This is a genomic window from Mycobacterium sp. (assembly GCF_036490025.1).
Lineage (GTDB): Bacteria > Actinomycetota > Actinomycetes > Mycobacteriales > Mycobacteriaceae > Mycobacterium.
This window is the reverse complement of the sequence record NZ_DASXEP010000072.1, coordinates 22,998-35,506: the sequence shown is the minus strand read 5'-3', so window position 1 is coordinate 35,506 and position 12,509 is coordinate 22,998. Positions and strand designations below refer to the sequence as shown.

At 66.7% G+C, this 12,509-nt stretch carries 12 protein-coding genes and 2 tRNA genes; 5 read left to right on the top strand and 9 right to left on the bottom strand.

Translation table 11 applies throughout. From position 1 onward, the window contains the following. Positions 1 to 77: 77 nt before the first annotated feature. A complete protein-coding gene (tig, locus tag VGG53_RS08205; RefSeq protein WP_331517548.1) occupies positions 78 to 1,502 on the bottom strand; it encodes a trigger factor in 1,425 nt (474 codons plus the stop codon). Positions 1,503 to 1,566: 64 nt separating this feature from the next. After that, positions 1,567 to 1,640 (bottom strand) — tRNA-Pro (locus VGG53_RS08200). A gap of 125 nt (positions 1,641 to 1,765) precedes the next feature. Here VGG53_RS08200 and VGG53_RS08195 point away from each other — a divergent pair. Together VGG53_RS08195 and VGG53_RS08190 are read left to right on the top strand one after the other, a co-directional pair. Beyond that, positions 1,766 to 1,836, top strand: a tRNA-Gly gene (locus tag VGG53_RS08195). 154 nt (positions 1,837 to 1,990) lie between these two features. Beyond that, positions 1,991 to 3,166, top strand: coding sequence for a serine hydrolase domain-containing protein (locus tag VGG53_RS08190; RefSeq protein WP_331517590.1), 1,176 nt, complete (start codon positions 1,991 to 1,993; stop codon positions 3,164 to 3,166). Positions 3,167 to 3,689: 523 nt separating this feature from the next. On the opposite strand, the gene VGG53_RS08185 is transcribed toward VGG53_RS08190, so the two are convergent. The 4 genes from VGG53_RS08185 to VGG53_RS08170 all read right to left on the bottom strand — a co-directional run bounded on the left by VGG53_RS08185 (position 3,690) and on the right by VGG53_RS08170 (position 6,303). Continuing rightward, on the bottom strand, positions 3,690 to 4,016 hold the full coding sequence (locus VGG53_RS08185) for a hypothetical protein (RefSeq protein ID WP_331517547.1): 327 nt from the start codon (positions 4,014 to 4,016) through the stop codon (positions 3,690 to 3,692). Between the two features lie 358 nt (positions 4,017 to 4,374). Continuing rightward, positions 4,375 to 5,175 carry an Fpg/Nei family DNA glycosylase gene (locus tag VGG53_RS08180; protein WP_331517546.1) on the bottom strand — a complete coding sequence of 267 codons (801 nt, stop codon included), beginning with the start codon at positions 5,173 to 5,175 and terminating at the stop codon, positions 4,375 to 4,377. Between the two features lie 5 nt (positions 5,176 to 5,180). After that, on the bottom strand, positions 5,181 to 5,663 hold the full coding sequence (locus VGG53_RS08175) for a ribose-5-phosphate isomerase (protein ID WP_331517545.1): 483 nt from the start codon (positions 5,661 to 5,663) through the stop codon (positions 5,181 to 5,183). A gap of 28 nt (positions 5,664 to 5,691) precedes the next feature. Then, positions 5,692 to 6,303, bottom strand: coding sequence for a DsbA family protein (locus VGG53_RS08170; protein ID WP_331517544.1), 612 nt, complete (start codon positions 6,301 to 6,303; stop codon positions 5,692 to 5,694). Between the two features lie 99 nt (positions 6,304 to 6,402). Between VGG53_RS08170 and pepN the strand changes: the two genes are divergently transcribed. After that, positions 6,403 to 8,985: an aminopeptidase N gene (pepN, locus tag VGG53_RS08165; protein ID WP_331517543.1), complete on the top strand. Its 2,583-nt coding sequence runs from the start codon at positions 6,403 to 6,405 to the stop codon at positions 8,983 to 8,985. Between the two features lie 14 nt (positions 8,986 to 8,999). Here pepN and VGG53_RS08160 read toward each other — a convergent pair whose 3' ends face one another. From VGG53_RS08160 to VGG53_RS08150, 3 genes are read right to left on the bottom strand one after another with little or no spacing between them, the layout of a single operon-like run. Next, the gene (locus VGG53_RS08160) at positions 9,000 to 9,467 is read right to left on the bottom strand and encodes a DUF5130 domain-containing protein (RefSeq protein ID WP_331517542.1); all 468 of its coding nucleotides are present in this window, start codon (positions 9,465 to 9,467) and stop codon (positions 9,000 to 9,002) included. After that, positions 9,454 to 9,675, bottom strand: coding sequence for a hypothetical protein (locus VGG53_RS08155; RefSeq protein WP_331517589.1), 222 nt, complete (start codon positions 9,673 to 9,675; stop codon positions 9,454 to 9,456). The genes VGG53_RS08160 and VGG53_RS08155 overlap by 14 nt, the downstream gene beginning before the upstream one ends. A gap of 42 nt (positions 9,676 to 9,717) precedes the next feature. Next, on the bottom strand, positions 9,718 to 10,374 hold the full coding sequence (locus VGG53_RS08150; protein WP_331517541.1) for an HNH endonuclease: 657 nt from the start codon (positions 10,372 to 10,374) through the stop codon (positions 9,718 to 9,720). A 151-nt stretch (positions 10,375 to 10,525) separates the two neighbouring features. Here VGG53_RS08150 and VGG53_RS08145 point away from each other — a divergent pair, with 151 nt between their 5' ends. Both VGG53_RS08145 and VGG53_RS08140 read left to right on the top strand, forming a co-directional pair. Then, positions 10,526 to 10,930: a globin gene (locus VGG53_RS08145; protein ID WP_414688915.1), complete on the top strand. Its 405-nt coding sequence runs from the start codon at positions 10,526 to 10,528 to the stop codon at positions 10,928 to 10,930. After that, positions 10,930 to 12,504: a glycoside hydrolase family 13 protein gene (locus tag VGG53_RS08140; protein ID WP_331517539.1), complete on the top strand. Its 1,575-nt coding sequence runs from the start codon at positions 10,930 to 10,932 to the stop codon at positions 12,502 to 12,504. Before VGG53_RS08145 ends, VGG53_RS08140 begins: the two co-directional genes overlap by 1 nt. Positions 12,505 to 12,509: the final 5 nt, after the last annotated feature.

Genomic DNA, 12,509 nt, shown 5'->3' with positions numbered 1-12,509 from the left:
TCGAGTTCCATATTCACCGACACTAACCAACCGGGGCGATCGCGCACTCCCCGAAGCCCCCGCGTTCGCTCACAGCGTCACTTCGTGTCGTCCGGCGGGTCCTCGGATGACGCCGTGGCGTCGACAGCTGCGGCGTCGTCAGCGTCATCGTCGGACTCGTCGGTCTCCTGGCCTTGCGGGTCGCTCTTGCCGAAGAACTCGGAGGTGTCGATGACGTTTCCATCGGTGTCTTTGACGGTGGCCGCCTCGACGGCCGCGGCGATGGTCCGCCCGCGACGCACATCGGCGAACATCGCCGGCAGCTGGTTCTGCTGCTGCAGGTAGCCGAGCAGCTCCTGCGGTTGGATGCCGTACTGCCGCGACGTCATCACCAGCCGTTCGGTGAGGTCTTCTTGGCTCACCTGAACGTCGAGGTCGTCAGCCAGCGCGTCCAGCAGCAGTTGCGTCTTGATCGCCTTCTCGGCCTCCGCGCGGGTGTCGGCGTCGAATTTCTCGCGCGAGGAGCCCTGCTTGTCGAGGGCTTCGGCCAGCTTGGCTTCGTCGTGGTCGAGGCCGTGCAGCGCGTTGTGTAGAGCGCTGTCGACCTGAGCCTGCACGATCGCTTCCGGCAACGGCATGTCGACGCCGTCGACCAAAGCCTCCAGCGCGGCGGTGCGGATCTCCTCGGCCTGATGGACGCGCTTGACGCGGCCGACCTGCTCGGACAGGTTGGCCCGCAATTCGTCGATGGTGTCGAATTCACTTGCCAGCTGGGCGAATTCGTCATCGGGCTCGGGCAACTCACGTTCTTTGACCGAGCCGACGGTGACGGTGACCTCGGCCTGCTTGCCGGCGTGCGGACCGGCGGCCATCTCGGTGGTGAAAGTCTTGGACTCGCCGGCCGACAGGCCAATGATCGCGTCGTCGAGACCCTCGACAAGCTTCCCGGAGCCGACCTCGTGTGACAGGCCCTCCGTCGCCGCCTCCGGCAGGTCCTCGCCGTCGATGTTGGCCGACAGGTCGATGGAGACGAAGTCGCCGGACGCGGCCGGCCGCTCGACTCCGGTCAGGGTGCCGAACCGGGCACGCAGCGACTGGAGTTCGGCGTCGACATCCTCATCGCTGATCTTGATCGGGTCGACGGTGATCTTCAGCGCGCTCAGGTCCGGCAGCGTGAAATCGGGGCGGACGTCGACCTCGGCGGTGAAGACCAGCTCCTCGCCGTATTCCTTCTTGGTGACCTCGATGTCGGGCTGGCCGAGTGGTCGCACCTCGGATTCGGTGACGGCCTGGCCATAGCGGCTGGGCAACGCTTCGTTGACGACCTGGTCGAGGATCGTCTCGCGACCGACGCGCGCCTCCAGCAACTTGGCCGGGGCCTTGCCCGGACGGAAGCCGGGGAGCCGCACCTGCTTGGCGAGCTCCTTGTAGGCCCGGTCGAAGTCTGGCTGCAACTCCTGGAAAGGCACCTCTACGTTGATGCGAACCCGGGTGGGGCTCAGCTGCTCGACGGTGCTCTTCACGCGTGCGCTCCTCGGTTGTACTGATGTCTTGTCGTGCTCGAGCCAGTTGGGTGTGGCGTGCCAGTCGGGGTGACAGGATTTGAACCTGCGGCCTTCCGCTCCCAAAGCGGATGCGCTACCAAGCTGCGCTACACCCCGCGGTGACCTCGCGATCCTACGGCCAAGCCCCGCCGACGCTGTAGCGGCCTCACGTCCAGGTCACGGGTCGACAACATTTGGATTTGATGTCTGCCGCGACGTACAGTCGCGCTCGACTAATACATGCGGGCGTAGCTCAATGGTAGAGCCCTAGTCTTCCAAACTAGCTACGCGGGTTCGATTCCCGTCGCCCGCTCGTGCCGGGCGCGGGATACCGGGGCCGACTAAGCTGTGAATGCCAAACAGGCCAACGTCGGCCGGCGGCCGATGGACGCAGCCGGAGGCCAAGCAGGCCGGCCGGGCGAGGCTGAGGAGGCCGACCTATTCAGCACCCAGGCGCCACGGCCGACATCGACATCCACGGCTCGTGTGCGGCGCGCTTCGAGGGAGTGCGCGACGCGTTCGCGCAGAACTTCCTGCAGGGCAAAGAAATCGGTGCGGCGGTCGCGGCCTGGGTGGACGGCGAACTGGTCGTCAATCTGTGGGCCGGCACGGCCGATGCCGCCGGCACCCGGCCGTGGCGGGTGGACACGCTGTCCACCGTGCTATCCGGCACCAAAGGCCTGACCAGCACCTGCGTTCATCAAATCGTCGAGCGCGGCGAACTCGATCTCAACGCGCCGGTGGCGCGCTACTGGCCCGAGTTCGCGCAGGCCGGTAAAGAAGCCATCACCCTCGGCATGGTGATGAGCCACCGGTCCGGCGTGATCGGGCCCCGCCGGCGGATGGACTGGACTCAGGTCACCGACTGGGATTTGGTGTGCGAACGGCTGGCTGCCGCCGAACCGTGGTGGGAACCGGGGACGGCGCAGGGCTATCACATGACGACCTTCGGGTTCATCCTCGGCGAGGTGTTCCGCCGAGTCACCGGTCGCACCGTCGGGCAGTACCTGCGCACCGAAATCGCCGAGCCGCTCGGGGCCGAGATCCACATCGGCTTGCCTCGAACCGAGCAACATCGTTGCGCCGACAGGGTCGCCAAGCCGCACATCCGCCAAATGCTGGCTGATGTCAAAGCTCCCGGCTACCCCACCTCGCTGGCCGAGCACCCGAAGGCCGGCCTGGCCGTGTCGATGGGGTTCGCGCCCGACGACGAAGTCGGCTCCAACGATCTGGACCTATGGCGTGAGCTCGAATTCCCAGGAACCAATGGGCAAGTGTCGGCGCTGGGGTTGGCGACGTTTTACAACGCGTTGGCGCAGGAGAGACTGCTCAGCCGCCCGCACATGGATCTGATCCGGGTGCCGCAGGGCGGACTGGAGAAGGATCTGGTGCTCGGTCCGCGCGTTGCCGACCACGGTTGGGGCCTGGGCTACATGCTCAACCAGCGCTGCGTCAACGGACCCAACCCATGGATCTTCGGCCACGGCGGCCTCGGTGGCTCATTCGGCTTCGTCGACCTGGAGAACCGGATCGGCTACGCGTACGTGATGAATCACTTCGACGCCACCAAAGCCAACGCCGACCCACGCAGCGTCGCTATGAGCAACGAGATCTACGCGGTGCTCGGAGTCAAGCAGCGCTGACGATTTGTCTAGCTGGACGAGTCGGCGCCTGCCGATGAGTCGCTACCACCTGATGAGTCGCCCCCTCCCGATGAGTCACCTCCGCCGGAAGAGTCGCTACCACCCGAAGCATCCGCTCCTCCTGATGCGCCGGCCCCACCCGAGTCGTCGGCTCCCATGGACGGCCCGCCGGCGTCGGCCGGTCCACTGACGTCAGGTCCAGAGCTGCTGGCATCCGGGCCAGAGCTGCTGGCATCAGGCCCAGGGACCGATGCGTCAGGGCCAGGGGCATTGGCATCCGGTCCAGGGGCCGACGCGTCAGGGCCTGCAGTGGCGGCATCCGGCCCAGAGGCGCCCGGTGCAGGCTCAGATCCCTGGCCCGCCGGTCCTCCGGCCCCGCCCGGCTCGCCGCCCGACGGCGGTCCGGCTGGTTCGGCACTTCCAGGTGCTCCGGCTCCGCCCGGCTCGCCGCCCGACTGCGGCACGCCCGGTTCGGCACTCCCAGGCCCTGCGGGCTCATGGCCACCGGAACTCCCGGGGCCGCCTATTCCTGGACCTCCGGGCTCACCCGGTCCGCCGGGCCCGCCCGGCTCATGCCCACCGGGACCCCCGGGACCCCCAGGCTCACTGGGTCCGCCCGGTTCGCTACTCCCAGGCCCGCCGGGCCCACCCGGCTCATGCCCACCGGGACCCCCGGGCCCACCCGGACCACCGGGCCCGCCCGGTCCACCTGGCTCGTGACCACCGGGGCCATGCCCGCCGTGGCCACCACCCGGTTCGTGTCCGTCGGGCCCACCCGGTTCGTGTCCGCCGGGCCCTCCCGGTCCGCCAGGATCACCCGGTCCGCCGGGCCCGCTCGATCCTGGGCCACCTGGGCCACCCGGCCCGGCGCCGCGGGGTCCACCCGGCCTGCCAATTCTCGGCGGCGGTTGGACGATCGTCGGATCGTTGGAAACGTTCGGTGGTGCCACCCAGGTGCCGTGGCAGCTGTTCCAATCCCAGTTAGTGCCCCACGACGGGTCCCAGAAGTCGTTCGGGCACCAATTCTGTCCCGGTTGCGCGTGAGCCGCGGCGCTGCCGCCCAGACCCGTCAATCCCAACGCTGCGGCGATCGCTGCCGACGCAATCGCACTGCTCACGAACTTGTTCATGGGTTATGCGTACGCCGCGAGGCTATGCACTGGCCCAGCGGGGCCTAGCGGCCAGATGAGAAGCCGGCGGCCCTGCGGTCAGGTCTGGCAAGTTGGGCACCAGAAGACGTTGCGCCCTTCCAATTCGGCTGTGCGGATTAGGGTTCCGCATACCCGGCAGGGATCACCGGCGCGGCGATAGACATACGTGCGCGGTCGACCCGGACCGTACGACGGTGCGCCGTAGTCGTGCTCGGGGCGCACCGTGATGATCTTGCCGCGACGTAACCCGACTTTCATCAAGTCCACCAAGTCGATCCACGCCGCGTCGAACTCCGCTTCACCGATTGCCCGACCCGACCGGTACGGATCGATGCCATGACGGAAGAGCAGCTCGTTGCGATAGACGTTGCCGACGCCGGCGATAATGGTCTGATCCATGAGCAGTGCTCCGATTGGTCTGCGCGACTTGGTAATTCGAGTCCACGGCCAGGCCGGGTCGGCGTCGCGACGGAGCGGGTCGGGCCCGAGTCGGGCGACCACGTCGGCGACCTGAGCGTCGTCGATGACTTCACACACCGTCGGCCCGCGTAAGTCGGTGCCGTACTCGGCGCCGATCAGTCGCATTCGCACCGCCCCGACCGGGTCGGGCATCGGGTCGCCCGCCGATCGTGTCCACTCGGTGAACTTGCCGTACAAGCCGAGGTGCACATGCACCGTCGCGCCGCCGAGGTAGTGGTGGAACAGGTGCTTGCCCCAGGCGGTGGCCTGTCGCAGCACCTGCCCGTCGACGGATGCCGCCGCGAACCTGCCTTGCGGACTGGACACCCCTACCGCGGCACCCGCGTAGCGGCGCTGGTGCAGCCGGGCCAGTCGGTGCAGCGTATGCCCTTCGGGCACGCCGGCTACCCGCCGTCGGCGCCGGGGACCGGCGGCGCCTGATGGGTGCGCTCGTATTCGTCGAGTATGTCGATACGCCGTTGGTGGCGTTCAGCTTTCGACCAAGGGGTGGTCAGGAAAGCGTCAACGATGGCCAGGGCTTCGGGCACCGTATGCATCCGGCCGCCGATGCCGATCAACTGAGCGTTGTTGTGCTCGCGGGCCAGCGACGCGGTCTCCACGCTCCACCCCAGCGCACAACGCGCTCCCGGGACTTTGTTCGCGGCAATCTGTTCACCGTTGCCGGATCCGCCCAACACGATGCCCAGGCTGCCCGGGTCGGCCACCGTGCGGCTCGCGGCCGCGATGCAGAACGCCGGGTAATCATCGTCGGCGTCGTAGCTGAACGCGCCGCAATCGATGGGTTCGTGGCCGGACGTTGTCAGGTGCTCGATGATCTGCTGTTTGAGTTCGAAGCCGGCGTGGTCGGATCCGAGGTAGACGCGCATGACCGTGATCCTGCACCGGCGATCGACGCTAGTCGAACGCGGGGGCCTCGGTGCGGGTCCGCTTGAGCTCCCAGAAGTGGGGATAGGCCGCGAAGGTCACCGAGGCGTCCCAGAGCTTGCCCGCCTCTTCGCCGCGCGGAATCTTCGACAGCACCGGGCCGAAGAACGCCGTCCCGTTGATGTGAATGGTCGGCGTGCCGACGTCTTCGCCGACCGCGTCCATCCCGGCGTGGTGGCTCTTGCGCAGCGCGTCGTCGTAGGCATCGCTGGTGGCCGCGTCGGCCAACTCGGCCGGCAAATCCAGCTCCTGCAGCGACTGCTTGATGACGTCGTCGAGGTCCTTGTTGCCCTCGTTGTGAATGCGGGTGCCCATCGCCTTGTACAGCGGTGCGAGGACCTCAGCGCCATGGGCCTGCTCGGCGGCGATCGCCACCCGCACCGGCCCGAAGGCCTTCGAGAGCTTCTCCTTGTACTCCGCGGGCAGGTTCTCGCGGTTCTCGTTGAGCACCGCCAGGCTCATCACCCGGAAGTTGACCTCGATGTCGCGAACCTTTTCTACTTCCAGAATCCAGCGGGACGTGATCCAGGCCCACGGGCACAGCGGGTCGAACCAAAAATCAGCAACTGACTTCTCGGGCATGCGGGGTCCTCTCCTCGACGGTCGCCTCACCGTGCAACACAACCCTAGCCGCGACGGTCCAATTCCCGCCGGGCGTATCGAGACGCCTAGGTTGGATACGTGGCACTCCCCAACCTCACCCGTGACCAGGCCGTCGAACGGGCCGCACTGGTCAGCGTCGACAATTACCGAATCGCCTTGGACCTCACCGACGGCGACGGCAAGCCGGGCGATCACACCTTCCGGTCCATCACCACCGTGACGTTCGATGCACTCGCCGGTGCCGACACCGTCATCGACATCGCCGCCGGCACCGTCCGTAGCGCGACCCTCAACGGCCGCGAACTCGACGTATCCGGCTACGACGAATCGACGGGCGTCGCGCTGAGCGGGCTGGCCGAGCACAACGTCGTCGTGGTCGACGCCGACTGCCGCTACTCGAACACCGGCGAAGGCTTGCACCGCTTCGTCGACCCGGTCGACGGCGAGGTGTATCTGTACTCGCAGTTCGAAACCGCTGACGCCAAACGGATGTTCGCCTGCTTCGACCAACCCGACCTCAAAGCCACGTTCGATGTAACGGTGACCGCGCCGCAGCACTGGCAGGTGGTGTCCAACGGTGCCGCGGTAAGCGCCGAGGGCGGCGTGCACACCTTTGCGACCACGCCGAAGATGAGCACCTACCTGGTGGCGCTGATCGCCGGGCCGTACGCGCGCTGGGACGACATCTACCGCGACGAGCACGGCGAGATCGCGTTGGGCGTGTTCTGCCGGGCCACACTGGCCGAATTCATGGACGCCGACCGGCTGTTCACCCAGACGAAGCAGGGTTTTGGCTTCTACCACAAGAACTTTGGTGTGCCGTACGCGTTCGGTAAGTATGACCAGTTGTTCGTGCCGGAGTTCAACGCGGGGGCGATGGAGAACGCGGGCGCGGTGACGTTCCTGGAGGACTACGTCTTTCGCAGCAAGGTGACCCGGGCGTCCTATGAGCGACGCGCCGAGACGGTGCTGCACGAGATGGCGCATATGTGGTTCGGCGATCTGGTCACCATGCGGTGGTGGGATGACTTGTGGCTCAACGAATCTTTCGCCACCTTCGCCTCGGTGCTGTGTCAAAGCGAGGCCACCGAATTCACCGAGGCGTGGACCACGTTCGCCAACGCCGAAAAGTCCTGGGCCTACCGCCAAGATCAGCTGCCCTCGACGCATCCGGTGGCCGCGGACATTCCCGACCTGGCAGCCGTCGAGGTCAACTTCGACGGCATCACTTATGCCAAAGGCGCCAGTGTGCTCAAACAACTGGTGGCCTACGTCGGTCTGGAGCACTTCCTGTCCGGACTGCGCGATTACTTTCGCGCTCACGCGTTCGACAACGCCACCTTCGACGATCTGCTCGCCGCGCTGGAGAAGGCATCGGGCCGAGACTTGTCCGACTGGGGCCGGCAATGGCTGAAGACGACCGGGCTCAACACTCTTCGCGCGGACTTCGACGTCGACACCGAGGGCCGGTTCACCCGATTCGCGGTCACTCAAAGTGGTGCCACACCCGGCGCGGGCGAGACGCGGGTACATCGCCTGGCGGTCGGCATCTACGACGACCACGGCGACGGCAAGTTGGTTCGGACGCATCGCGAAGAACTCGACATCGGTGGCGCAAGCACGGAAGTTGCTGCGCTGGTTGGCGTTTCACAAGGCAAGCTGGTCTTGGTCAACGACGACGATCTGACCTACTGCTCACTGCGGCTGGACACCGAGTCGCTGCGGACCGCTCTGGACCGCATCGCCGACATCGCCGAACCGCTGCCCCGTACGTTGGCGTGGTCGGCGGCCTGGGAGATGACCCGCGACGCCGAGCTGCGGGCCCGCGATTTCGTGTCGCTGGTCGCCGGCGGCATCCAAGCCGAAACCGAGGTCGGGGTCGCACAGCGGCTACTGCTGCAGGCACAGACCGCGCTGCGTTCTTACGCGGAGCCACAGTGGGCGCGCTCAGAGGGTTGGCCGGCATTCGCCGACCGGCTGCTGGAGCTGGCGCGGGCCGCGGCGACAGGCTCGGATCACCAGCTGGCGTTCGTCAACGCGCTGTGCACCTCGGTGCTTTCGACCCGCCACGCGACGGTGCTGGCTGACCTGCTCGATCACGACCCGGCCGACTTGGGCCTGGCCGGCCTGGCTATCGACACCGATCTGCGTTGGCGCATCGTCACTGCGCTGGCCGCCGCCGGCCAGATCGACGCCGACGGGCCGGAAACGCCCTTCATCGACGCCGAAGTCAAGCGCGACCCGACTGCGGCTGGTCAACGGCACGGCGCGCAAGCCTCGGCCGCGCGACCACAGCCGGCCGTCAAAGAGAAGGCGTGGACACGAGTCACCGAAGACGACACGCTGCCCAACATCGTCGGCCGGTCGATCATCGCCGGCTTCGTCGAACCGGGTCAGGCCGAGCTGCTCAGGCCGTTCGGCACACGCTACTTCGCGGCGATCCGCGGCATATGGGAACGCCGGTCCAGTGAAGTGGCGCAGACGGTGGTGGTCGGCCTGTACCCGTCATGGGACATCAGCGACGACGGCATCGCCGCCGCCGACGCATTCCTCGCCGATCCCGAACTGCCCCCGGCGTTACGCCGACTGGTGCTCGAGGGTCGCGCCGGAATCGAGCGGTCGCTGCGGGCACGTCGATTCGACGGCGGCGCGGTGGCCTGACCGGGAAGTGCCGGCTAGGCAGGCGAGATGCCGGCGCTGGTCACGCGCACCGCGCTGACCAGCCCGTCGATCAGCTTGCCGTCCTTGAACGCCGACGCCGCGGCGGCGACACCCAGTGGCGCAGCCGATTCGGCTCCCCGGCCCCGGACCTGTGAGCCGTAGACGATCTCGATCGCGTGCTGATCCGGTGAGACGGCGATCAGCACCGCGTCGTCGGGTGTCGGCACCTCCGCCAAGATCTCGCGCGCCCGGGCGCCGGTGTCGGTGCCCAGGCCGCCGATGTAGACGGCGAAACGTGCACCCGCGGCGCGCGATCCGTAGGTCAGCGCGTCGTCAAGGGTGACCAGATCGTTGATCGGAAACGGGTAGTGCACCGACACTTCGCCAGGCTCGGTGACGCCGGAGATGCGTCCACTGGTCGTGATCACCGAGCCGGGCGGCAGCTCGGCGGGTGTCACCGTTGCGAGCTCACCACGTGCCACTTGCGCCACCTCCCACGCTGAACTCGGATGCGCCGTGAGCGCCGTGACCGACGACCTCGTCGGTGCCCGCCCACAGGATCGGAGGATGCGTCCAGGGTTCTGACATCGTGTAGGTCGCCGGGTGCGGACCCTTGCCTGACCAGATCAGCGCCGCAAGCAGGACGACCAGCAACAACGGGACACCCAGAAACAGCGCGTGGATTTCCATGCTCACGACGCAAACCGTATCCCACCGCGCATCGTCACCGAGCTAGGCCGCACCTTCGCCGAGGTATCGCGCCCAGGACGGGTCGAGCTCTTTGACCGTCGACAGCAGCCGCCAGTGCTGCCCCTGGGGCGACGTCGGCGCCAATCGCAACGACCAGCCCAGCTCCGTCAGCAACTTGTCGCCTTTGCGGTGGTTGCAGTCCGAACAGCACGCTACGCAGTTCTCCCACGAGTGGTCGCCGCCGCGACTGCGCGGCACCACATGGTCGACGGTGTCCGCCTTGGCCCCGCAGTAGGCGCAACAGAAACGATCCCGGTGCATCAGTGCCGCGCGCGTCATCGGGACACGGGCCCGATAGGGCACCCGGACGAACGTGCGCAGCCGGATCACCGAGGGCACCGCGATCGATCGGCTTGTCGAGTGGATGACGGGTCCGGACGGATCGTCGTGCACCACGTCGGCCTTGCCGCAGACCAACATGATGATCGCCCGCCGGACCGGCAACGCGGTCAACGGCTCATAGGTGGAATTCAGCAGCAGCACCCGTCGGCGATTCCAGATCGATCCGGCTTCATGCGAGACGGGCGGGTGGGTGTCGACACTTTGAACGCTGTGCAGGGTCGAGCCGATCGCGGGCCCGGTGAGGCCCGCCGCGGCAGCCAAAATGTGGTGGCTGCGGCGTTTTTTGCGCTGCGCCATACGTCCTCCGCCGAACAGTCCATCACGATTCGCCAGCCAGCGCACGCCAAATTGGCCGGTGTTGGCTGGTCAATCCGGTGAATAGCCGGTGGCGGCTTCCGCGACCAAGGTTCATACGGCGCTCAGCTGCCCGCTCTGGGCATGGCTCACAATGGAGACGATGGAACAACCAGAACACACCTTCTACGACGCGGTCGGCGGCGCAGAGACGTTCCACGCGATCGTGGCGCGCTTCTATGAACTGGTCCCCGAGGACGAAATTCTGCGGCGCGTGTATCCCGAGGACGATCTGGCGGGCGCCGAGGAACGGCTGCGGATGTTTCTCGAGCAGTACTGGGGTGGCCCCCGAACCTATTCCGATCGGCGCGGCCATCCGCGGCTGCGGATGCGACATGTGCCGTTCCAGATCGGCCCCTTCGAGCGCGACGCCTGGCTGCGGTGCATGCACACCGCGGTCGCGTCCATCGATTCGGCAACTCTCGACGACGCGCATCGCAAGGCGTTGCTCGATTACCTGGAAATGGCCGCTCACTCCCTGGTCAACTCGGAGTTCTGATGGGTTCCCAGCAACAGCGGCCGTGGTGGGCGGACGCGGTGTTCTACCAGGTCTATCCGCGATCATTCGCCGACGGAAACGGCGACGGCGTTGGTGACATCGACGGAGTGGCAGCACAGCTGGACTATCTGGACCGACTCGGCATCGACGCGATCTGGTTCAGCCCGATCATGGTGTCCCCGATGGCCGATCACGGCTACGACGTGTCGGATCCGCGGGACATCGACCCGTTGTTCGGTGACCTGTCCGCTTTCGAGCGGCTGATCGCGTCGGCGCACGAGCGGGGCATCAAGATCACCATGGATTTGGTGCCCAACCACACCAGCTCGGAGCATCCGTGGTTTCGCGAGGCACTGACCGCCGAACCGGGCAGCGCCGAGCGCAACCGCTACATCTTCCGCGACGGTCGCGGGCCGGGCGGGGCGGCGCCGCCCAATAACTGGCAGTCGGTGTTCGGCGGCCCGTCCTGGACCCGAATCGTCGAGCCGGACGGCAGACCCGGTCAGTGGTACCTGCATCTTTTCGACGTCGAACAGCCCGATCTCAACTGGGACAACCCGGAGGTTTTCGACGACCTCGAAAAGACGTTGCGGTTCTGGCTGGAACGCGGCGTCGACGGCTTCCGCATCGACGTCGCGCACGGGATGGCCAAACCGCCGGGCCTTCCGGACACGGATGTCGAGATGCGGCCGCGGTTGCTCAGCGACGGTGATCCACGGTTCAACCATCCCAATGTGCATGCGATTCACCGCGATATCCGCAAGGTGATGGACGACTACCCCGAGGCGGTGACCATCGGCGAGGTCTGGGTCTTCGACAACGCCAGCTGGGCCGAGTATCTGCGCGCTGACGAACTGCACCTGGGTTTCAACTTCCGCATGGTGCGGGCCGAATTCGACATCACCGAAATCCATGAAGCGATCGAAAACACCCTGACCGCCGCCGCAATTGAAAATGCCACTCCCACATGGACATTGGAAAATCACGATGTCGTACGGGCACCCAGTCGTTACGGCGAGGGTGCGGTCGGACTGGATCGGGCGCGCGCGATGGCGTTGGTGACGCTCGCCCTGCCCGGCGCGGTGTTCCTCTACAACGGCCAGGAATTGGGACTGGCCAACGTCGAGTTGCCCGACGAAGCACTGCGGGATCCGACGTGGGAACGATCGGGTCACACCGTCCGTGGCCGCGACGGATGTCGCATCCCGATTCCGTGGCGTGGCGACACTCCCCCGTTCGGTTTCTCCACATCGGCTGACACCTGGTTGCCGATGCCGCCGGAATGGATGGCGCTGACGGTCGAAAAGCAGCTCGCCGATGCCCATTCGACGCTGTCGTTCTTCCGGAACGCTCTCGAAATGCGTCGTAGCCGTGTGGAATTCGCCGGGGAAGGCATCGACTGGCTGGATGTGCCCCGCGGCGCACTTGGGTTCGCCGGCCGCGGCGGCGGGCTGCGCTGCGTGCTCAACACCGGCACGCGGCCACTGCCGCTGCCGGACGGCGAAGTCCTACTGGCCAGCGCACCCACCGTCGGCGGGACGTTGCCGCCCAACGCCGCTGTGTGGCTTATCTGACCCAG